Here is a 21,503-nt window from a genome sequence, read left to right on the forward strand (position 1 = left end):
TATCTTGGGACGCTGGCCTTTATTTTAGGAATGCCTGAAAAACTTCATTGCCGAGAAACAGGCCCTTCCTTGTCAGCCTAAGATAGCCATCTTCTTGTTCAATGAGCTGGCGAGCCTTAAGCCCGTTAATTTCTTCATGGAATAACCCAAGCAGATCCTGCTCGAACTTTTCCTGGAAATGTCGAATGGAGACACCCGCTGTTTTCCTTAGACCCAGGAACATTTCTTCTTCCATCCGCTCGTCTCTAGTGACGAAGTGATTGTCGTTCAAAGGAAGTTCCCCTTTCGCAAGAGGCTCCATGTACTTTTTCAATGGCCCATAATTGGAACGGCGATGGCCTTCCACATAGCTGTGTGCACCCGCACCGAACCCATAATACTCTTCATTGTTCCAATACGTTAGATTATGGGTGCTCTCATACCCCGGCCTGGCAAAATTGCTGATTTCGTACTGGTGAAGGCCATGACGCTCCATCTCTTCCATCAGCAGCTCATACATCCTGGCTTCTGCATCCTCTCCGGGAAGGGTGAGTTTGCCTTTATTCATCAGGTTATAGAACACCGTTTTCGGCTCAATGATCAGCGAATAACCGGAATAATGGGGCAGCTGCAAATCAAGAGCTGTCTTGAGCGTCTCCCTGAAATCGTCCAAAGTCTGTCCAGGCAGGCTGTAGATGAGGTCCACACTGATATTTTCGAAGCCGATATCCTGTGCTGTGCGGATTGAGGTGAAAACATCCTCTGCCCGGTGGCTTCGTCCAATCGATTTTAGCAATTCATCATTGAAAGATTGGACCCCAAAGCTCAGCCGGTTCACACCGCCAGCTTTTAGGATTCGCAATTTGCCTGGAGACAAGTCCCCTGGGTTGGCTTCAAATGTATATTCAGCATCAGGGCCAAAAGTTAGCTTTTCACCGATGCTTGTGACCAGATAATCGAGCTGTCCTTCGTCAAGGGCAGTCGGAGTCCCGCCGCCGACAAATACCGATTTCAGGGATTCCTTGGAGGACGTTTCCATTATCATATGCATTTCCTGCGCAAGGCTCGACAGGTATCCGCCAACAGGCTGACGCTCCATCAGCACCTTGTTGAAATCACAATAATGGCAGATATGGTGGCAAAAGGGAATATGGACATACGCAGCTTTAATCAATAGCATCACGGCCTTTCCTGGCAGCCTGCAGTTTGTCCTGCAGACTGCTGTTTCATTTAATAAAAACAGGCCAGATCAGCCTGCCGTAAACAAGCGGATCTAACCTGTACTGGTGTTTATTTTTTGCTGTTATCGTCATCCATCTTCAGGACAGCCATGAAGGCTTCCTGCGGAACTTCGACAGAGCCGACCTGCTTCATGCGCTTTTTCCCTTCTTTTTGCTTTTCCAAAAGCTTTCGCTTACGGGAAATATCGCCGCCGTAACATTTGGCCAAAACATTTTTGCCCATCGATTTAATCGTGGAACGGGCAACGATTTTCTGTCCGATGGCCGCCTGTACAGGCACTTCAAACTGCTGGCGCGGAATAAGACTTTTCAGCTTTTCAACAATGACCTTGCCCCGGTCATAAGCAAAGTCCTTATGGACAATGAAGCTGAGGGCGTCTACTTTTTCACCATTCAGCAGGATATCCATTTTTACAAGTTTCGATTGCTTATATCCAATCAACTCATAGTCAAAAGAGGCATATCCTTTTGTGCTCGATTTCAGCTGGTCGAAGAAATCATAAACGATTTCAGACAAGGGGATTTCATAGATGATGCTGACACGTTTTTCATCCAGGTATTGCATATCGATAAAAATTCCGCGCTTATTCTGGCATATCTCCATGATTGCTCCGACAAAGTCATTCGGGGCCATCATCGTCGCCTTGACATATGGCTCTTCCACACGGTCAATTTTTTGCGGATCCGGCATGTTGGATGGATTATCAACCCTTACCTCCGAACCATCGGTCATGATGACATGGTAGATAACGCTTGGTGCAGTGGTAATCAGGTCGATTTTAAATTCACGCTCAATACGCTCCTGGATGATCTCCATATGAAGGAGGCCAAGGAAGCCGCAGCGGAATCCAAAGCCCAAAGCCTGTGAGGTTTCCGGCTCGAACTGGAGAGCAGAATCGTTCAGCTCGAGTTTTTCAAGGGCTTCGCGAAGGTCGTTAAATTTGGATGAATCAATTGGATAAAGGCCGCAATATACCATTGGGTTTAGACGGCGGTAACCTGGAAGCGCCTCTGTAGCCCCATTTTTCGCATTGGTAATCGTATCCCCGACACGCGTATCACCAACATTTTTAATGGAAGCTGTCAGGAAACCTACGTCTCCAACAGTCAATTCATCCACCATCACAGCTTTAGGGGTGAAAACACCCACTTCGGTGACTTCAAACTCCTTGCCTGTTGCCATCATTTTAATCTTGTCGCCAACTTTTACCGTCCCATCCACGACCCGGATGTACGCGACTACACCCCTGTAGGCATCATAAAGCGAGTCAAAGATCAACGCTTTTAACGGGGCTTCAGGGTCACCTTGCGGGGCAGGGACCTTTTGGACGACTTGCTCAAGAATCTCTTCGATTCCAATTCCAGCTTTCGCTGACGCGAGTACGGCTTCTGATGCATCGAGACCGATCACTTCTTCAATTTCGCCTCTGACACGTTCCGGCTCGGCGCTTGGAAGGTCGATCTTGTTGATGACCGGCAGTATCTCAAGGTCATTGTCAAGAGCCAGGTATACATTTGCGAGTGTTTGCGCTTCAATTCCCTGTGCGGCATCGACAACAAGAATCGCTCCTTCACAGGCAGCAAGGCTTCTGGACACCTCATAGGTAAAGTCGACATGCCCTGGTGTATCAATCAGGTGGAAGGTATAGATTTCTCCATCCTTCGCTTTATATTTCAATTGTACTGAATTCAATTTGATCGTTATCCCGCGTTCCCGTTCAAGATCCATGGAATCAAGAAGCTGCTCCTTCATTTCCCGCGAAGTCAATGAATTTGTCTGTTCAAGGATTCGGTCGGCAAGCGTGGATTTGCCATGGTCGATATGGGCGATAATTGAGAAATTGCGGATTTTCGATTGTCTCTTCAGTCTATCTTCTCTGTTCATTGCTTGTTCACTCCTACTATACTCGCGGATGCACATTATTTCTAGATTATATCAATAGGGAATTCAAGATTCAATGAAAAGTGAAACAAAAGCAGAACGGCCGGCTGGGCGTGAATGGCTTTGACGAAGAAAAAGCAGCAAGGCTTGTCTGTCGTTCGGTTTTGGAGTACAAAATGAAATATCGCACACAAATAACAGTCCAATTCGCAGCTGAATTGGACTGCATCTGCCTATTATGCTGCTAAATGCTTGATATACGGCAAAAATAATTATCCATAGGCGGAGGAATTCCGGTTAAAGTATATTGGAGGGGCTTAAGAAGCAGGAATAAGCGGATATATTCCGCTTACCTACTCTATTTTAGGCCAAAATGTAAGGATTAGATTAAAGTAAACGGAAAAACTCCCCTTATATCACGGGAAATGTTGGCATTTCCCGATATAAGCGGAATTTCTCCGTTTATTTTTCAACCCCAGTATAATCACCATGTCTGCCCGCTGCTCTCAATCTTCTTTCCCGCTGATCAGGTCCAGGGATTTTTCCACGGCGCTTCCCAGTCCATTCGCCAATTTTTTCCCTGTCGCAGAGAAAAGGTTATATGCCTTCATTTTTTCAAGCTGCTGCCTTTTCTGCTCAAGATCATGGCTTGAGACCTGTTTCCCGAGAATCGCCGTTTCCACTTGCCCTTCTCCGGTTTCCTTTACTGTGAAGGCAGATTTGAGGCTTGGGTCGTCATAGCCCCTCATCTTGTTCATGCCGCCGTTCGCCAGCTGCATGCCTGTCAGTACACAAAGGAACATCAAACAAGTTAGCACAAAAGCCTTCAGAAAAAATAGTTTCATTGTCATCACCCTGCTTTTGCTTAATTATTCGCTGGTGCATCCACTTTTTCTGCCTGCCAGTAAAATTCACTGAAAACGTCTGCCAAGGCATCTGCCGACCTGAACAGTTCTTCGAACGTATTATCGACTCCGCCAAACTCTACCAGCATCGCATTCTGGGATAAATCCTGATTATATACACCATTCATGCCGGGGCCTTTATTCTCGATGATCCCCCTGCTCAGCCCTTTATACTTCTTTTCAAGCAGCTGATGGAGCTCCGTCGCCAGCTTCAGGTTCTTTTCATAGTTTTGGTTTTTGCCGCCAATAACAAACGCAAGTTTCGCATAAGATTTCCCATTAATCGTGACAGTGGTCTCAGCCTTTCGCCTTGAGTCCCTGTGGATATCGATCAGATATTGAAGATCCCGATTCCCTGCCATGGCCGTCTGGACAACTCCCCTTGATTCCTGGTAGGCCCTTCCGAAGTCCAGCCCTTTTTGGTTCAGCTTTGCCATCACATCGGTTTTATCGACTTCTGTTCCAACCCCTCTGCTTTCAAGACTTCCTTTCATCCGGTCGCCAATTTTCGTGACATTCACTTCGCTGTGATAGGCTGCATTTGGATTGGTGACTCCCTGCAGATACGGAAGGTACGATTCACGAGTATGGGAGAAATAGAGATAAACCACTTTCCTGTCTCCTGTACTGTTAGGAGGGGCTTCCGCACTTTCCCCCTTAGTGCTGTCGATGTCTTCAGTGTTTTGGAGGGCCGCTTCCTGTTCAGCCTTCAGCACCTCGATCGGCGGCGCCGACTCTATAGGCATATTGGTATAATTGGTCCCTTCCCCTGCCACGAGGATTTTCCCGTCAAACAGGGTGAACCCGGGAAGCTCGCTTCCAAGAAAACTTCGGGGGTCATCAAGGCTCACATTGGTCGAAAGCCGGAAAACCAGGTTCGACAGTTTAAAAGACTCTTCCTTCTTCGGCAGTGCACTGAGCAGCTGGTGGTTTTCCCAGCCCATCAGGCGGTATAGCAATTCCCCATTGATATGCGTAGCGGCAGAGTTCAGCGAGGAAGAGGAGATCCGAAACTCCGGCTTCAGCGAGGTCATCAGCCCGCTCATCGTAAACACAGCAATTAAAAAAAACATAAAGGCAAAACCTGCTTTCATCAGGCTTGTCCCCTGTACGGCCATGATCATTCCTGTTCCTTTTAAACGTTTCACKGTTCCACCTCTTTTTAGCAAGTCTAGTAAAACATATGACAATGCTAGGACTGGTAGAACCTGTTTCTATGTCATGCCGGGCGAAACATGCAGTTCGCCTTCAATCGTTGTTAAAAATGAAGGGGGCAGCCCGCCCCCTTTTCATTATCAATGTGTATAGGCACCGCTGTTGTCCTGATCCACCTTGCCGTGCAGCGCTGTGTTCAGGCCGGTCGCGATCAGGTTGGCCATATCCTCGATAAACACATCCACTTCTTTCGGCGTGACCATTAAATTATGGCCTAATGGAGCAAGTACTTCATAAATCAATTTCCGCTTCTCTTCTTCCTCAAGCGTGCCGATCATTCCCAGGAACGCCTGCCGATGCTGCTCTTCCGGCAGATCTTCCTCGGTAAGCTTTTTCCTTTTCCCGAATGTCATGCCTGCCGGAACCAAAGATCTGGATGGCCGGTCCCCTTCGCGCATTTCTTTGCCGAAATGCTTCAAAATAAAATCAATCGTATCGCTTGTAATCGAAACAGCATCGACAACCGTTGGCACGCCGATGGCGATGACAGGGATGCCAAGTGTTTGCTTGCTTAATTCCTTCCGTTTGTTGCCAACCCCTGAACCTGGGTGGATGCCTGTGTCCGAAATTTGGATGGTACTGTTGACCCTTTCAATCGAACGGGAAGCGAGGGCATCAATGGCAATGACAAAGTCAGGCTTTGATTTTTCCACTACTCCATGAATGATATCGCTGGTCTCAATTCCGGTTATCCCCATCACCCCTGGCGATATGGCGCTGACAGGACGATAGCCGTCGGAAACCTGCTCAGGCTGAAGCTCAAACAAATGGCGTGTCACAAGCAAATTCTCGCAAACAAGGGGCCCCAGCGCATCGGGGGTCACATTCCAGTTTCCAAGGCCGACCACAAGGCAAGAAGCTTCCTCCGTAAGGCCCATCTGTTTAATAAAAGAGGAAAACTCGCTGGCAAATACCTCTTCTACTTTTTTCTGCAATTCCGTATCCTGCTGGCGGATGCCCTGGATTTCAATCGTCAAGTACTTTCCCTGCTTTTTGCCGATGGCCTTTTCTCCTTCAGGGGTGATGTCCACAAGGGAGACTTTAATGTCATTTTCTTCTTTTTCCTTAATGATCACGCCTTCTAGCTGTGACACATCGGCTGCCTCGTGGACAGTGCCATTTCTCCCGGCAATCGCCATCTCCCGGGCCTCGACAGCCAGGTCGGTGCGCACCGAATACATGCTTAAATCAATCGAATCACTCATGCTAGGCTCCTCCTTCCATCAATACTTCCTATCTTTTCCTTCAAATGATAAAAAAATTCAGCCGCGGAATGCTAAATTAATTGAGAGTCTTGCATTATTTACTCCTGTTTGATAGAATATCTTTTGTTCTTGATAATTTAAGAAATGTACTGGAAAGTCGAGTTCCATAAAATCTCGATGCTTTTTAGGAGGTGAACGGAATGCCAAACATTAAATCTGCAATTAAGCGCGTGAAAGTAAGCGAAAAAAATAACGCCCAAAACACTACTGCAAAATCTGCAATGCGTACAGCTGTTAAAAAAGCTGAAGCTGCTATTGCAAACAACGATGCTGAAGCAACTGCAGCTTTTGCTGCTGCTGCGAGCAAGCTGGACAAAACTGCTGCAAAAGGTCTAATCCACAAAAATGCAGCTGCCCGCAAAAAATCCCGCATGATGAAAAAATTGAATGCAAACGGCTAAAAGCCAATAACAAAAGCTTCTCACTCCGGGAAGCTTTTTTTGTTTGCAATGCGAAAGAAAAACGACCCTGTATTAGGTCGTTTTTCAGTTCCTTCTATTTCCCATTCAGATTGAAAAGGATCATCTCAATCAGCAATTCCTTTTTCATTCCGCCGGTTTTCATTTGATAGTCTGCATTGGCTATCATTTCAATCGTCCTCGCAAGCTCTCCATCCGAAAAATGGCGGGCCTGTCCAGCTGCCAATTTAACCCTGTAGGGGKGGACCTTCAAAAAGCCGGCTATCTGCTGCTGGCCATATCCTCTTCTTGAAAGTTCCTTGACTTGGTAAATCAGCCGCAGCTGCCCTGCGATGGCGGCGAGGATTTTGATGGGTTCTTCATTTTGCTTCAGGAGGTCATGATAGATGCGCAGCGCTTCATCAATCTTCCGCTGGACAATCTTGTCAATCAGGGTAAATATATTCTGTTCCAGTGACCTTGTGACGAGTCTGTCTACCATTTGGGCATCGATCCTTCTCGATTCCCCCGAATATAATGCCAGCTTGTCCACTTCACTCGTCAGCATGAACAAATTGCTGCCCGCCAAAGCCAGCATCATTTCGATGGCTTCTTCATCAATCTCGACGCCCTCATGTCCGGCCCGATCTCTCACCCAAGCTTTTAATTCCGGCTCTGTCAGCCTTTTGGCTTCCCCGGCCGCAGCATTCCGCTTCAGCTCTTTAGTGATTTTTTTGCGTTCATCCAGTTTTTCATATGGTGCAGTGAATAGCACGACAGAATAAGGTGCCGGCTCCTTGATGTAAGCCTCCAGCCTTTTCAGATTGTGCTCCACTTTTCCTTTTTGCTTTTCGGAAGTCAAAAAAACAGGGTTTTGCATGACAATCAGACGTTTCTCTCCCATAAATGGGAAAGTCTCCGCATCTTCGATCGCCACTTCCACAGGTGTTTCCTCCAGGTCGTATGAGGCATAGTTAAAATCCAGCTCATCCTCGTTCAGCAGCTGCTTGATCAACAGCTGTTTCGTCTCATTGATTAGAAACGTCTCCGTTCCATATATCAAATAGACAGGGTCAATCTTATTTTTTTTAATTTGTTTCCATATATCCAGCACCATGTCGGTCCGCTCCGATCACTCCAGTTTATGTCCTTTCTATCGTAAAGAAGCTTGGACATTTTGGCAAGATTAATTGCGGAATCGCCCGGTTACCCTAAGCGATTCCCTATATATATTGAACGCTGCTATTTAAGACCCGGGATCCTTAGATAGCAACGGTGCATCATGAATTCATGATAAGCGTTTGCTGGGCTGGTATTTTCTATAAAAATCGTCTATACTATTTAAGAAATAGGGGGGATAGACTGTGAACCAATTCGAACAGAATATCAAAGACAATCGTAATGACCTGGGTGATTCCCTGGTTGGATTCATTGTTTCTTTTGGTTTCTTCGCAACAATGTTCATCATCGCAACAGTCGTTCATTTTGTTGGAAGCTGAGAACGGCTACATAGCCTCGGAGACTGCATAGCAGTCTCTTTTTTTATTAAAAGGGCGATGGAGGGGCCTTAGCCTGCTGGTATTCGGAGGTAAATGCCTTGCGGGACGAGGAATTTCCTATGTTTGATATCATACTATGGAATCCACGGCCTAAAGGTTCCTCCTTTGGAATTAAATTTAAATATGATTGCTCCCTGTTTATCCGTCCGGTAAATCCTGATCTTCCTTTCCGAAAGGCGTTCCAGGACTTCAAGATGCGGATGGCCATATAAATYCCCATCACCCGCCGAAACAATGGCAGCTTCAGGGGCAAGTGCGTCCAAAAAACCTTTGGACGTGGAGGATTTGCTCCCATGATGGCCCACTTTCAGGATATCGGCCTTTAGGGCAGGAATCCGCCGAAGCAGTTCCTCTTCGCCGCTTTCTCCAAGATCGCCTGTGAACAGCCAGGATTTCCCTCCCAGCTCTGTCCACAAGACAATCGAACCTTCGTTTTTATCTTCCACCTTCTCAGACGGGCTTACAATGACAAAGGTGTTCCCTCCCTTCTCCCAGCCTCTTGCGGCGGCAGCTTCCATGATGTCAATCCCTTTCTGCCTGGCTTTGGCCAGGACTTTCCTTTCGAGCTCTCCCCTCTCCCCTGCTATCGGCACAAGGATTTGCGCAATTTCCAGTTCATCAAGCAGGGCAGCGGCCCCGCCAATATGGTCGGCATCGCCATGTGTGAGAATCAGTTTATCCAGCTTTCTTATTCCTACGCTTTTCAGATAGGGAAGAACGATATCTCTGCCAGTATCAAACTCTTTTTTCCTTTTTTGCCACCCTTCCTTCTCGAACAAAAGCCTGCCGCCGGTATCAATCAGATAGTTCCCTTGATTAAAAGGAAGCGTAATCAGAATGCTGTCTCCTTGACCGACATCAATAAAAACAATCTTCCCATAAGGAGACACATAGGGAATGCCAAGCTGAATGATAACCGGCACAAGGAGCAGCAGCCTGCACACTTTCCATTTTCCTTTGAACTTTTTCTCCCAGCCCAGCAAGAAAGCGAATATGACAAACAGGTAGAGAGCAAGCAGCGGTGCTTCCGGCTTTCCCATCACCAGGGATGCTGCAGGAATAGCAGCAAGCGATTTGGACATCCCATTTGCGAAATGAATCAAATAGTCGAGCAGCGGAAGCACCAGGGCAGCGGCATCAGGCAAGGCCCTGGAAACCAGGTAATAGAGGATGACCAAGGGAAGGAGAAGGAAGGAAAAGAGAGGAACAAATAAGAGATTGGCCAGGACAGAGATGAGCGATATTTCATAAAAATGGAACAGGAGAACAGGCATGCTTGCGAGCTGGGCGACAAAAGAAACAGCAGCCATTTTCAAAAGGTAGGAACCAAACATGAAAAAAATCAGGGATGATGAGAGGATAAGTGCCGCGCTTACGGCAAACGACAGCTGAAAGCCGGGGGCATAAAGGCTGTATGGAGAAATCAGGAGCAGCAGCATCAAGGCAATGGAGAGAATATCGAGTGAAGAAATGCGAAGCCTGAGGCGGCGTGCCGAAAGAAACATCATCATCATCAGCACAGCCCGGCATACAGATGGTGCAAGCCCTGTCACAATGGCATAAACAGGCAAAAGACAGATTAAAAGAAATTCAGCTCTTTCCCTCGTCCACCCTGCCCGCAGAAGAAGATAAAAAACCATTCCTGCCAGAAGGCCGACATGAAGGCCGGATATCGCCAGTAAATGGACGGTTCCGCTTCTTTCATAGCTCGCCGCAGTATCTGGTGCGATATATTGACGGTCGCCAAACAGCAGGGCAGCTGCAATCGCAGCGTTTTCATCCCCTAGCATTTCTTCCAGGCGGTGGACTTCGTTCTGGCGCCACTTAAGCAAAGATGTATACAGGTTGGGTTGGCTTTGGGAGCATGAAGACAAATCAAACTTTTCCAGCTTGAGGGTCCAGTGGATGTTATTCCTGCGGAGATATTCGGAGTAGTCAAACGAGTTTGGATTTCGCGCCTGTCCAGGCAGATCAAGGGTGCCTGGTAGTGTACAGACTGTCCCTGGGGAAACAGATGCTTTTATCATCTTCGCTTCCTTCTCAGAGCGGAAAATATGCCTGACAGCCACTTGTTCATCATAACCGTAAACCAGCGCCCGGGATGTCAGCCGGTCCCCGTCAAAGAGGACCGAACTGGTGAACTCAATGGTAAATTCCCGTTCACTTCCATCCATGGCTGTATCATTGGCGTTTTTCGCATAGGCACCAGCACCTGTAAAAACAATGTAGATGACCAGGAAATGAACAAAGTTGGAAGAGCTGACTTTTCCTGTCCTGGCCAGGTGCCAGCAGAAGAGCAGGAAAGCAAGCGCAAAGAGGAAGAGGTTCTCGAAGACTCCAAGCAAGGCGAAAAGGGAAACAACTGCGGCATAGAACAGTTTCCCTTTCATGATTATGCCTCTTTCAATGTTACCTGCCGGCATTGTACCTGCTGGGTGTTCACACCTGCTTTTTCAAACAATTCCAGGGCATATGGATGATTTTTATAATCTTCCGCATAATAAACGGTCTTTATTCCTGCCTGAATAAGCGCTTTACAGCATTGCAGGCAAGGGAAGTGGGTGACGTAAATATCGGCACCATCGGTCGGAACACCAAACTTGGCACACTGAAGAAGGGCATTCATTTCTGCATGGATGGTTCGCACACAATGGTTGTCAATAACATAACAGCCTTCATCCACGCAATGGTCCCCCCCGGCAATGGATCCATTGTAGCCCCCGGCTATAATTCTTTTATCCCTGACAATCGTCGCGCCGACCGTCAATCTGGTACAGGTGCTTCTTAAGGCCAGAAGCTGGCTTTGCGCCATAAAATATTCATTCCAGGAAATGCGTTCCATGTTGTCTCAACCTCTCATTTATTCTTTTTCTTTTCAGTTTACTTGTTTGCGTGCCTGTCTGCAATTTCTTATTTTACGATAATCATGCTTTCCAGCTTCTCGAATGTCTTATCGCCTATGCCGGAAATGTTTTTAAGATCCTCAATATTTTTAAATGGTCCGGCGGTTTCCCGGTATTCAATAATGGCAGAGGACTTTGCCGGGCCGATTCCCGGAAGTGTTTCCAACTCGGCAGCGGAAGCGGAGTTTAAATTCACCTTGCCCTCCTTCTCCCCGGCACCAATGGCGCCTGCCGGCAATATACTGCCTTCCTGCCCTTCTCCTTTCCCGGGAATATAAACCGCCATTTCGTCGCTGACCTTCATGGCAAAGTTGATGGCGGAGGATTCAGCATCTTCCGTCAGTCCGCCGGCTTTTTCGACCAGGTCGACGATTCTGTCTCCCTCATCGATTTCATATACCCCCGGTTTTGCCACTGCACCCTTTATATCCGCCATCATCGGCACTGTTGCTGCCACTTCCGCCTGAGTTTGACTTTCCTGCACCTGGTCCTTTTCCTCCACAATGGACCATTCCTGCAAATCGTCCTCTTTCTTCTCAGCAGGGCCTCCAAGGTATACATAGAGAAAAAATATCCCCAGGGCTGCCCCGGCACCTGCCTGCCATAGATGGGCTTTAAGCCATTCCATCATTTACCACCTTACTTTCTAAAAGTCATATTTTTTTGGTGAGTTACATAAGTTTTATGAGAAAGTCATGGAGCTGCTTGAGAAGGAGGGAAGAAAGTGAAAATAGGGATTATTGGCACCGGAAATATGGGGAGGATTTTGGCTGAGGCCCTGATTGATGGGAATGCCGTTTCCCCTTCTTCGATGATTGTGACCAACAGGACTCTTGCCAAGGCCGCCGAGTTAGCAAACGCATATCCAGGAATGAAGATTGGTTCCTGCGCAGCGGAAGTGGCCGGGAAATCGGATGCCATTTTCATCTGTGTGAAGCCTCATGATATATACCCATTGCTGGTGGATATCCAGGATGTACTTGCTGATCATCAATGCATCGTTTCCATCACTAGCCCGATAAGTGTTTCCCAGCTGGAGACCATCGTCCCATGTTCCACGGCAAGGGCGATTCCAAGCATAACAAACCGGGCTCTGGCGGGCGTATCCTTGATGACGTATGGGGAAAGATGCAGTGACACCTGGAGGCATAAACTGGACTCCTTATTCAAGGCAATTTCGACACCAGTGGAAATCAATACCAATATAACCAGGGTGGCCTCTGATATTGTCAGCTGCGGGCCTGCCTTCTTTAGCTATCTCACACAGAAATTTATCGAGGCAGCTGTAAAAAAGACTGAAATTGACAATGAAACAGCAACAAAACTGGCAAGTGAAATGCTTATTGGCATGGGGGAGCTATTGCGGAAAGAGTTTTATACACTGCCTGCCCTTCAGGAAAAGGTGTGTGTGAAAGGCGGCATAACAGGAGAAGGCATTAAAGTGCTTGAGAAAGAAATCGGTGAGATGTTTGAGCATTTGTTCGAGGCGACGCACTGGAAGTTTGAAGAGGATTTGGCGAAATCTCGGGATCAATTCGGCATTGATTAACCTTTCGGCATTATTCTGGAAACTCCTGCTTTTATAAAAAAAAACGGCGCAGAGTTTTTAATCTGCGCCTGTTTCTTTATGTGGTCACGCCTTTTTCCTTGCCGCGAAAAGAATCCGCTCCGCTTCAGGGCCTGGTTCAGCCTGCTGGAAATCTGCGGTGATTCCCAGCAGCTCAAAACCGGCCTCCTCCAGCATTTTTTTATATTCACTGATTTCAAAGGTGCGCTGAAAATGGGATTCATCCACCCTGTCATATTGCCCTGTTTCATCGTCCAGCACAAAAAAAGTCAGTTCATGTTCGACACTGTGGGGATGCTCCCCGGGAAAGCAATTCCAGATATAGGAGACTTCTTCGTCAATATACGTGAAGGGACTCCCGGCGAACACATCGTCCATTTTATGTATGGAATGGACATCAAACAGGAACAGCCCCTCTTTCTTCAAGTGACCATTCACTCCCGCAAACGCCTTTGCAACATCCTCGCTGCGGGGCAGATAATTTAACGAATCACAAAAAATGCCGATGACATCGTATTCGCCCAAGCTGTCCAGCTGTGTCATATCCTGGTGAAAAAAAGGAATATCCATTGCCGCCTCCCCGGCCTTCGCCTGGGCGACTGCCAGCATGTCTTCAGACAAATCCACACCGGTGACGTTAAAACCGGCATGGGAAAGCCGGACCGAAAGTTCTCCGGTCCCGCAGGCCAGGTCCAACAGTTTTTTTTCGCCGCGCCCGTACCTCGAGTGCAGGCTGATCACCCAGTCCACCCACCGTTCATATGGCACATCTTCCATCAGCGTGTCATAGAGATAGGCAAACTCCCGGTAACTCATTGGCTAAGCTCGCTGTCGATATTTTCAAGCGGTGCATCGCCCCATAAACGCTCAAGATTGTAATAGCCTCTTTCTTCGCGGTGGAAAACATGGGCAACGACATCTCCCAGGTCAATCAATATCCACCTTGCCGCATCAAATCCTTCTATGCGCTTCACTTCAAAGCCATTCTCGTCGGCTTTTTCCTTGATTTCACGGGCGATGGCCTGTACCTGCTTGTCAGAATTCCCGTGGCAGATCAGAAAGTAGTCGGCTACAAGGGAAATTCCCTTCATGTTCAGGACAAGGATGTCCTCTGCCTTTTTATCATCTGCTGCTTTAACAGCTGTTTGAAGCAATTGGCGTTCAGTCATTCAATCAATCCTCCTGGGTCACTAAATCATTATATGTGTAAAAAGTATCCGGATACACCGGCTGGCCTTTTTTCAGCAAAAATTGAATCGTATTTTTTACAGACTGGATTAAAGCCTGGTCCAAATTGTCCTTGGCCATTTCCCTTACTTCCTCCACCCCGGGAAAATGCCGGCCGGGCTCAATATAGTCCGCCAAATAAATGATTTTTTCTAGCAGGCTCATTCCCGGGCGCCCGGAAGTATGGTAAGTGATCGCTTCAAGTATCTCCCTGTCGGCTATGCCTGCTTCTTTCTCAGCCAGGAAAGCACCAACAGGAGCATGCCAGAGTTCACTGTTGTATTCCAGCAGTGCAGGCTCCATCCCCTGCTCCCTGATGATCATGGCCATTTCCTCTTTCGGCCGGAATTTTGCATAATCATGGAAGATGGCTGCAAGCTCCGCCTTTTTTTCATCTGCCCCGTATTTCCTGGCCAGCCACAGCGCCGTTTCCATTACGCCGATTGTGTGCTGATAGCGATGCTCGGTCAGCTGCTGCTTCACTATATTTAAAGCTTTCTCACGATCCATATAAACCATTCTCCTCTATATAAGTCCGTACAGAATCCGGGACCAGATAGCGAATAGTCCCTCCCGTTTCCAGCCGTTTCCTGATAAAGCTGGAGGACAGGTCAACCGAGGGGGTTTCTACATAAAGAATATCATAGTCTGTTTCAATATTATATGCCGGACGCTGAACCCCGACAAAAGTGACCATTTTCTGAAGCTCATCAACCTTATGCCAATTAGGCAGGTATTCAACCATATCAGCGCCGATAATAAAATAAAATTCAACATCACGATGCTTTTCTGTCAGGATTTTCATCGTGTCATACGTATAGGAAGGGCCTGTCCGTTCCATCTCAATAGGCTCAATCGAAAAATGGGGATGCTGGGCTATGGCAAGCTTAAGCATGTCAATTCGTTCACCATCCGAAGTGTTTCCTTCCTTTTTCTTGTGCGGCGGTTCCTGGTTTGGCATGAACCATACTTCCTCAAGGCCAAGAGTGTGAAAAACCTCGTTCGCTATGATCAAATGGCCTAGGTGGGGAGGGTTGAAGGTGCCTCCCAATATCCCTATCTTTTTCATATCGAAGCCTCCTTGCTGCTTACCGCGGGAGATTCAGCTTTTTATTCTCCCTGGATTCCTTGTAAAGGACGATGGTATTGCCGATGACTTGGACAAGTTCGGCGCGAGCACCCTTTGAAAGCTTTTCTGCAACGGTGTCCCTGTCTTCCTCGCAGTTTTGCAGGACACTTACTTTTATCAGCTCACGGGCCTCGAGCACATCGGCTATCTGCTGGACCATATTATCATTTACCCCGCCTTTGCCGACTTGAAAAATCGGATTGAGGTGATGGGCTTCAGCCCTTAAAAATCGTTTTTGTTTTCCTGTTAGCATGAAGATCCTCCTAGTTGTTTCAACACTTTTTCTTTCATCCGGCCTGTGTCCGGAAAAATGCCTGTCCATTTTTCAAAAGCAAGCGCTCCCTGGTAAACAAACATGCCTATTCCATTCTGGATACGGGCTCCCAATTCAGCGGCCTCCCTTAGAAACCTGGTTTCAAGCGGGTTATAGATGATATCGACCGCCAAACTTCCTTCTTTTACTTTTCGGACAGGAAATGGAATCTGTTCCGTATCCGGGTCCATTCCGATGGAAGTCGTCTGGACAACAAGATCATATTGATCAAGCTGTTCCCCTGCTCGCTCCATTCCAAGAATCGAGGTGGTGACCGGAAATGGGCAGGAGGCAGCCAGACCCTCAGCTCTTTCCGCTGTCCGGTTGCAGATATCGATTTCCCTGATTCCTGCCTCAGCCAATGAAAAATAAATGGCCCTTGCCGCGCCGCCAGCTCCAACAATCAGGGTTTTTTTATCAGGCAGTGATGCGGGACTGCCGTCAAGGCTTTTGACAAAGCCTCTGCCATCGGTATTGTAGCCTGTAAGGACACCATTGTCGTTTACCACCGTGTTGACAGCCCCTATTGCCATGGCAAGCGGGTCGACTTTATCAAGGAGCGGAATCACGGCCGTTTTATGGGGAATGGTGACATTGAAGCCTCCTGCCCCGATTGCTCTCAATCCTTTGATTGCTTCCTCCAGATCATCTTTCTCAACGTGGAAAGGATGGTAGGCCGCGTCAACTCCGTAATAGGAAAATAAATCATTATGCATGTCCGGTGACATGGAGTGGGCAATTGGACATCCCAGTACCCCATAAAGCTTCTTCATCATCGCTCCCCCTAAATTACGCTCTCTGTCTAAATTAAAGATTTCCTGACCATAACAGAAACTCCCTTTGGCACATGTGCCGCAACCTTGGCACCCGCTTCGTTGACTGTAACCCAGCCCAGTCCTGAGAAGACAATATCTGTTTTTTCGTCCTTGATCGTGAATTCATGCCTCACAAGCTCCGGGAAGGAGCCGAGCTGTTCCTGCCTTGGCGGTGTCAGCATTTCACCAGCATGCTTTTCATACAATTCGTCAGCGTTTTCGAGCTTGGTGCGATGTATATTCAATTCGTTTGAAAGATAGCACGTAAAGGATTTTCTTCCCCCGGAAAGGTAGTCAAACCTTGCCAGCCCCCCAAAGAACAATGTCTGGCCTTCATTAAGCTGATAGATCTTCGGCTTGATTTCCTTCTTTGGCGTAATGACCTTGAGATCCCTTTTATCGACGAAATGCGCCATCTGATGGTGGTTGATGATTCCCGGTGTATCAATCAGGGCTTTTCCGTCTTCAAGCGGCACCTCTATGATGTCAAGCGTGGTCCCCGGGAAGTGCGAGGTGGTAATCACATCCCCTTCCCCGGTGACTTCCTTGATGATCCGGTTGATGAACGTGGATTTGCCGACATTGGTACATCCGACCACATAAACGTCACGTCCATTGCGGTATTCATCAATGGCAGCCGCACATTCCCTGATATTTTTCCCTTTGGCCGCACTGACAAGGAAAACATCTTTCGGGACAAGTCCAAGATCTTTTGCTTCTTTCCTCATCCAATCCATCAGCTTGTTTTGTTTCACTGACTTCGGAACGAGGTCCGCCTTGTTTCCAACAAGCAGGACAGGGTTTTTTCCGGCAAATCTTTGTATTCCCGGCAGCCAGCTGCCATTGAAATCGAATATGTCGACAATCTTGACGATTAAAGCATCTTTTTCTCCGATTCCGTTCAGGATTTTTAAAAAGTCATCGTCGGTCAGACTGACATCCTGGACTTCATTATAATGCTTTAAACGAAAACAGCGCTGGCAGACAATAACCTCTTTTTCCAGCGATGACGGCGGCGCATAGCCCAATTCCTCAGGTTTTTCTGTTTGAACTTTCACGCCGCAGCCTGTGCATACGATTTGCTCGTTACTCACTTCTAGTCCTCCCAATTCAGCTTGCCTTTTTTCCTGAACCAATTTAAAATCCTTCGTTCCACAGTACGGTTAAACCTGGTGAACAGCCCGTCTGTCTTTGCTACCGGTACAACGAGAATGGTATGGAAACCGCCTCTGTTGCCTCCAAAGACATCTGTCAGCAGCTGATCCCCGATTACAACCGTTTGCTCCTTTTTGAGCCCCATATCCTTTACTGCCCTATTAAAAGCTTTGGTCATAGGTTTGCGGGCGCGGTATATATATGGTGTAACAAGAGGATCGGCAAAAAGCTTGACCCGTTCTTCGTTATTATTGGAAACGATTGTTACAAGAATATCGTTTTTTTTCATATTTTCAAACCACTGTATCAAATCCGGAGTGGCGCTGGGCCGATCCCATTCAACCAGGGTGTTGTCCAAATCGGTAATAATCCCTTTTACACCTTTTTCCTTTAAGCTTTCCGGCGTGATTTCAAATATACTCTTCACATGCTGGTCCGGCAAAAAATTGTTTAGCACGATGCTACACCTCATTATTTATAATTCCATTCATACCGTTAACATCATAACCAATTTTATCCTCCGTTTCAAAATATAATAAAAAGGAGTTTAAAATTTTTCGACAAAATTTTCCTTTTTCGATAGGTTGTGGATAACCTTATTCACATTATACAGTCTGAATCATGTGTTATTTTCCCCTTTATGAACAGATTAACCACAGCTTATCCACTGAATAATGTGGATAAGTAGAACGGTTGTTCTCGGTGTTTAATTCTGCTAGAGTAAGGGTACAACTTACCAGTATATGTCTTCTAGTCCTATATTATACATTCATTTTCGGGGGTGAATGATAATGCGCAAGCTTTCCGACGAGTTGCTGATCGAGTCCTACTACAAGGCAGTAGAATTGAATCTTAATACGGACTTCATCCGCTTAATAGAGACAGAAATCAAGCGGAGATCGCTTTCCCACAAAATTCGATATTCTTCCTGACAGCAGCGTCCCAGGTTCGGGACGTTTTTTGTTTTTTCCGCCTTGAGCTTAATCCTCCCTGACACGGAAAAAGCACAGAGCAAAACCCTGTGCAGGAAGCCTTAGCGTCTTGGATTCAAAGTTCCCAGCTTTTCTCCGACTTTCACATGAGCAGGAAGCACAATGTCCTCTGCAAGTTCAATCCCGTCTTTTTCAAACAGAAGAACCACCGTTGAGCCAAATGAAAAATAGGCCATTTCTTCCCCTTTTTCAAGTCTCTCCCCTTCATGGACTGTTTCGATTGAGTTTACAAACATGGCACCTACCTTTACAAGCGCCAGCCTTCCATTTCCATAGTCGATCTCAGTGACCATCCGATAGTTCTTGGATAAGGTCCCTTTCCCATATTTCAGCCCAAGAGCATTAACAGGATAGGAGCGGGACCCCAGCGGCCACTGATTCAGGATTGTACCGGAAACCGGGCTGTGGATACGGTGATAATGCGTTGGACTCAAATATAGGACCATGTAGGTGCCTTCCCGATATGGGCTGGCTGCTTCTGCGCTGCCCAGCATCTCTGCAATCGAATAGACCTTTCCTTTCACATGGATTTCCAGTTCCGGGACCACAGGGCCAATATCCTCAATTACAGCATCCACCGGGCTCACAATCGCATCGGGGGCAGCCTCGGTGATTCTTGTCCCCGGCTTGAGCCTTCTGATGAAGAAATCATGCAGGCTTTCGTACTCATCCAGTTGCTTTTCCATTTCTTCCTGGTTGATTTTATACGTTTTGGCGAAGGATGGCACCACCCATTTGCTCGCACTTGAGCGGGCAAACCTCTTTAAAAGCATGGAGGACCACCTGCGGTTGGTCAATTCGATCATTAGGCGATACAGGCTTTGTATCAATGCAACAACCTCCGGAATTTAAGTGGGTGAAACACAAATAACCTCCCTGCCGGGAAGCTCATGCTAATATACCATTTGTGATATTATACCACTTGCACGCTATGCTGCAACTATTTTGAAGCAGGAGGCTGCCCCCTGCTGGATGGCATCCCTGGGGAGCAGCCTGTCAAATTATTCAGTCAGCGCAAGAAATTCTTCAACATCATTTATACAGAGCTGGACCGCCTTTGCCCAAAATTCCTTTTTGGTAAGGTCTGCCTTAAGGTGCTTCTCTGCAAGAGCCTCAACTGTCATCGAAGCGGAGTCCTTCAAAAGAGCAATATACTTTTCTTCATACCCCTCTCCCGCTGCAAGTGCCTCGGCATAAATCCCGAGCGAAAAGAGGAAGCCGAATGTGTAAGGGAAGTTGTAAAAAGGCACTCCAGTGATATAAAAGTGAAGTTTTGAAGCCCAAAACAATGGATGATATTCAGCAAGGGCATCTCCGTACGCCTCCTTCTGGGCTTGTTCCATAAGCTGATTCAGAACTTCCGCGCTGACAATGCCCTCCTTCCGCTTTTCATAAAAGCTTGTTTCAAAGATGAATCTTGCATGAATGTTCATCAGCAAGGCCACTGAGCGCTGAATTTTATCCTCGAGAAGGGTGAGCCTTTCTTCTTTGGAATCAGCCTTCCTGATTGCCGCATCTGCCACAATCATTTCCGCAAATGTCGAAGCCGTTTCAGCCACATTCATCGCATAGTTCCTGTTCAGCATGTGCATGTCCCGCATCGCGTACGTATGGAAACCATGACCGAGCTCGTGGGCCAATGTCGACACATTCGAAGGAGTTCCGGAGTAGGTCATGAAAATCCTTGACTGGCCGCTCTCCGGGAAGAAAGTATGAAAGCCGCCTGGCGCCTTCCCCGGCCTGTCTTCCGCCTCAATCCACCTGTTTTCAAAAGCCATGCTTGCAAAGCCTGCCAGTTCACTCCCGAACCTGGAGAAATGGTTGATAATGAACTCGGCTCCTTCCTGGTAAGACATTTTTTCTTCTGTATTTCCGATTGGAGCATCAAGGTCGTACCAGCTTAATTGGTCAAGTCCAAGCAGCTTTGCCTTCCGATTCAGAAAATCTACGAAAGGCTGCTTCTTTTCCGAGATGGCTGCCCACATGGCATCCAAGGTTCCTTTTTTCATGCGGTTCAAATCAAGAGGTTCTTTGAGAACATCCTCCCATCCCCGCTGTTCATACACATTTAACCGAAAACCGCCAAGGTGGTTGAGCGTTTTGGCAAAAAAATCACGCTTGTCTCCCCAGGCCTTTTCCCACTCCTTAAAGACGCGCTTCCTTACTTGGCGGTCGCTGTCCGAAAAAAGGTTGGCTGCCTGGCCGACGGAAAGCCTTTTTTCTTCACCGTTTTCTGCCATCGGAATTTTTATTGAGCTTACAAGCAAATCATACATTTGGCTCCATCCATGGTAGCCATCCGTACTTAAAGAAGTAATCAGCGCTTCTTCCTGTGCCGGAAGCTTTTCCGCCACTCTTTCGCGCCGCTCCTCCAAAACAAAGCGCAGCTCCTTAAGGAACGGATCCTCCATCATCTGTTTCCATTCCTGCTCACCGACCTCAACAAGCTTCACATCAAAGCCAAGCAGGGCATTTTGGAACTTCGCGCTCAGGTCCGTCACTTTCCCCTTAAGCTCAGTGGCTTTTTTATCAGAGGTATTTTGCGCCTGCAGGCAGCTGACAAAAGCCCCTGCCTGCCGGATAGACTTGGCGTTCTCCTCAAACAGGCTGATCAGGCCTTTAAGGCTTTCTGCGGTCTTTAAATCTTCCTTGTGGGTCCAGGATTCAACTTCCTCGCGAAAAAGCGCAATCCCCTCTTTTACCTTCTCAAGATGGGCCGCGAACTCCTCCGACCCGCTTCCCCCTTTGAAAAATACATCTAGATCCCAGACATCAGAATATGTAGAAAACTTCATTGGTACTCCCCCTTTTGTAACCATTATAAAGGATTTCAGCCGGACTGACGTCTCCTTCAGGACCCAAAATATAAGGGTTGGACAGAAAAAAGGGACTGACACCCTCTTTCAGGACGAAATTGGTTTTTTGAACAATAGGACCGGCGGCGGACAATAAGACTGG

The 21,503-nt window shown here is 47.3% G+C and carries 24 protein-coding genes; 4 read left to right on the forward strand and 20 right to left on the reverse strand.

Annotation, left to right across the window (positions count from 1 at the left end):
- Positions 1-19 precede the first annotated feature (19 nt).
- The 5 genes from hemW to gpr form a co-directional block, all read right to left on the reverse strand.
- Positions 20-1,153, reverse strand: a complete 1,134-nt coding sequence (hemW, locus tag ADU22_RS22425) for a radical SAM family heme chaperone HemW (RefSeq protein WP_053364717.1) — start codon at positions 1,151-1,153, stop codon at positions 20-22.
- A gap of 116 nt (positions 1,154-1,269) precedes the next feature.
- Positions 1,270-3,105 carry a translation elongation factor 4 gene (gene lepA, locus ADU22_RS22430; RefSeq protein ID WP_053364152.1) on the reverse strand — a complete coding sequence of 612 codons (1,836 nt, stop codon included), beginning with the start codon at positions 3,103-3,105 and terminating at the stop codon, positions 1,270-1,272.
- 503 nt (positions 3,106-3,608) lie between these two features.
- The gene (locus ADU22_RS22435; protein WP_053364153.1) at positions 3,609-3,947 is read right to left on the reverse strand and encodes a YqxA family protein; all 339 of its coding nucleotides are present in this window, start codon (positions 3,945-3,947) and stop codon (positions 3,609-3,611) included.
- 20 nt (positions 3,948-3,967) lie between these two features.
- The gene (gene spoIIP, locus ADU22_RS22440; RefSeq protein WP_053364154.1) at positions 3,968-5,155 is read right to left on the reverse strand and encodes a stage II sporulation protein P; all 1,188 of its coding nucleotides are present in this window, start codon (positions 5,153-5,155) and stop codon (positions 3,968-3,970) included.
- A gap of 147 nt (positions 5,156-5,302) precedes the next feature.
- Positions 5,303-6,427, reverse strand: a complete 1,125-nt coding sequence (gpr, locus tag ADU22_RS22445) for a GPR endopeptidase (RefSeq protein WP_053364155.1) — start codon at positions 6,425-6,427, stop codon at positions 5,303-5,305.
- Positions 6,428-6,627: 200 nt separating this feature from the next.
- Between gpr and rpsT the strand changes: the two genes are divergently transcribed.
- Entirely contained in the window at positions 6,628-6,888 is a 261-nt protein-coding gene (rpsT, locus tag ADU22_RS22450; RefSeq protein WP_046526286.1) for a 30S ribosomal protein S20, read from the forward strand.
- A gap of 94 nt (positions 6,889-6,982) precedes the next feature.
- On the opposite strand, the gene holA is transcribed toward rpsT, so the two are convergent.
- A complete protein-coding gene (gene holA, locus ADU22_RS22455; RefSeq protein WP_053364156.1) occupies positions 6,983-8,002 on the reverse strand; it encodes a DNA polymerase III subunit delta in 1,020 nt (339 codons plus the stop codon).
- A 247-nt stretch (positions 8,003-8,249) separates the two neighbouring features.
- Between holA and ADU22_RS24035 the strand changes: the two genes are divergently transcribed.
- Complete coding sequence (locus ADU22_RS24035; protein WP_069188022.1) at positions 8,250-8,384, forward strand: YqzM family protein; 135 nt, start codon at positions 8,250-8,252, stop codon at positions 8,382-8,384.
- A gap of 134 nt (positions 8,385-8,518) precedes the next feature.
- Here the strand turns inward: ADU22_RS24035 and ADU22_RS22460 are convergent, their stop codons facing one another.
- From ADU22_RS22460 to ADU22_RS22470, 3 genes are all read right to left on the reverse strand, one after another.
- Positions 8,519-10,834, reverse strand: coding sequence for a DNA internalization-related competence protein ComEC/Rec2 (locus ADU22_RS22460; protein WP_053364157.1), 2,316 nt, complete (start codon positions 10,832-10,834; stop codon positions 8,519-8,521).
- A 2-nt stretch (positions 10,835-10,836) separates the two neighbouring features.
- Positions 10,837-11,286, reverse strand: a complete 450-nt coding sequence (locus ADU22_RS22465) for a ComE operon protein 2 (protein ID WP_046526282.1) — start codon at positions 11,284-11,286, stop codon at positions 10,837-10,839.
- A 68-nt stretch (positions 11,287-11,354) separates the two neighbouring features.
- Positions 11,355-11,975, reverse strand: a complete 621-nt coding sequence (locus ADU22_RS22470) for a helix-hairpin-helix domain-containing protein (protein WP_231687931.1) — start codon at positions 11,973-11,975, stop codon at positions 11,355-11,357.
- Positions 11,976-12,071: 96 nt separating this feature from the next.
- On the opposite strand from ADU22_RS22470, the gene comER reads away from it, so the two are divergent.
- A complete protein-coding gene (gene comER / locus ADU22_RS22475; protein ID WP_053364159.1) occupies positions 12,072-12,896 on the forward strand; it encodes a late competence protein ComER in 825 nt (274 codons plus the stop codon).
- 84 nt (positions 12,897-12,980) lie between these two features.
- On the opposite strand, the gene ADU22_RS22480 is transcribed toward comER, so the two are convergent.
- Genes ADU22_RS22480 through ADU22_RS22515 form a run of 8 tightly spaced genes read right to left on the reverse strand, consistent with a single transcriptional unit; the run spans position 12,981 to position 18,010 of the window.
- Entirely contained in the window at positions 12,981-13,730 is a 750-nt protein-coding gene (locus tag ADU22_RS22480; protein WP_053364160.1) for a class I SAM-dependent DNA methyltransferase, read from the reverse strand.
- Positions 13,727-14,083, reverse strand: coding sequence for a ribosome silencing factor (gene rsfS, locus ADU22_RS22485; RefSeq protein ID WP_046526278.1), 357 nt, complete (start codon positions 14,081-14,083; stop codon positions 13,727-13,729). Before rsfS ends, ADU22_RS22480 begins: the two co-directional genes overlap by 4 nt.
- Positions 14,084-14,087: 4 nt before the next feature.
- Positions 14,088-14,651 (reverse strand): bis(5'-nucleosyl)-tetraphosphatase (symmetrical) YqeK, encoded by a 564-nt coding sequence (gene yqeK, locus ADU22_RS22490; RefSeq protein ID WP_053364161.1) that lies wholly within the window; start codon positions 14,649-14,651, stop codon positions 14,088-14,090.
- The gene (locus ADU22_RS22495) at positions 14,641-15,210 is read right to left on the reverse strand and encodes a nicotinate-nucleotide adenylyltransferase (RefSeq protein WP_053364162.1); all 570 of its coding nucleotides are present in this window, start codon (positions 15,208-15,210) and stop codon (positions 14,641-14,643) included. The genes yqeK and ADU22_RS22495 overlap by 11 nt, the downstream gene beginning before the upstream one ends.
- 19 nt (positions 15,211-15,229) lie before the next feature.
- Positions 15,230-15,523, reverse strand: a complete 294-nt coding sequence (gene yhbY / locus ADU22_RS22500) for a ribosome assembly RNA-binding protein YhbY (protein WP_046526275.1) — start codon at positions 15,521-15,523, stop codon at positions 15,230-15,232.
- Complete coding sequence (aroE, locus tag ADU22_RS22505) at positions 15,517-16,356, reverse strand: shikimate dehydrogenase (protein WP_053364163.1); 840 nt, start codon at positions 16,354-16,356, stop codon at positions 15,517-15,519. The genes yhbY and aroE overlap by 7 nt, the downstream gene beginning before the upstream one ends.
- Positions 16,357-16,385: 29 nt before the next feature.
- Positions 16,386-17,492, reverse strand: coding sequence for a ribosome biogenesis GTPase YqeH (gene yqeH / locus ADU22_RS22510; RefSeq protein WP_053364164.1), 1,107 nt, complete (start codon positions 17,490-17,492; stop codon positions 16,386-16,388).
- A gap of 2 nt (positions 17,493-17,494) precedes the next feature.
- Complete coding sequence (locus ADU22_RS22515; RefSeq protein ID WP_053364165.1) at positions 17,495-18,010, reverse strand: YqeG family HAD IIIA-type phosphatase; 516 nt, start codon at positions 18,008-18,010, stop codon at positions 17,495-17,497.
- A 334-nt stretch (positions 18,011-18,344) separates the two neighbouring features.
- Here ADU22_RS22515 and ADU22_RS22520 point away from each other — a divergent pair, with 334 nt between their 5' ends.
- Positions 18,345-18,485: a sporulation histidine kinase inhibitor Sda gene (locus tag ADU22_RS22520; RefSeq protein WP_046526271.1), complete on the forward strand. Its 141-nt coding sequence runs from the start codon at positions 18,345-18,347 to the stop codon at positions 18,483-18,485.
- Positions 18,486-18,586: 101 nt separating this feature from the next.
- Here ADU22_RS22520 and ADU22_RS22525 read toward each other — a convergent pair whose 3' ends face one another.
- The 3 genes from ADU22_RS22525 to ADU22_RS25340 form a co-directional block, all read right to left on the reverse strand.
- On the reverse strand, positions 18,587-19,375 hold the full coding sequence (locus tag ADU22_RS22525) for a phosphatidylserine decarboxylase (protein WP_053364166.1): 789 nt from the start codon (positions 19,373-19,375) through the stop codon (positions 18,587-18,589).
- Between the two features lie 171 nt (positions 19,376-19,546).
- The gene (locus tag ADU22_RS22530) at positions 19,547-21,340 is read right to left on the reverse strand and encodes a M3 family oligoendopeptidase (RefSeq protein WP_053364167.1); all 1,794 of its coding nucleotides are present in this window, start codon (positions 21,338-21,340) and stop codon (positions 19,547-19,549) included.
- Positions 21,318-21,503, reverse strand: a 186-nt coding sequence (locus ADU22_RS25340; RefSeq protein WP_231687932.1) for a hypothetical protein, incomplete at its 5' end; no start/stop codon positions are given. The genes ADU22_RS22530 and ADU22_RS25340, both read right to left, overlap by 23 nt.

It is taken from the genome of Bacillus sp. FJAT-27251 (assembly GCF_001273925.1).
Taxonomy (GTDB): Bacteria; Bacillota; Bacilli; order Bacillales; family Cytobacillaceae; genus Mesobacillus_B.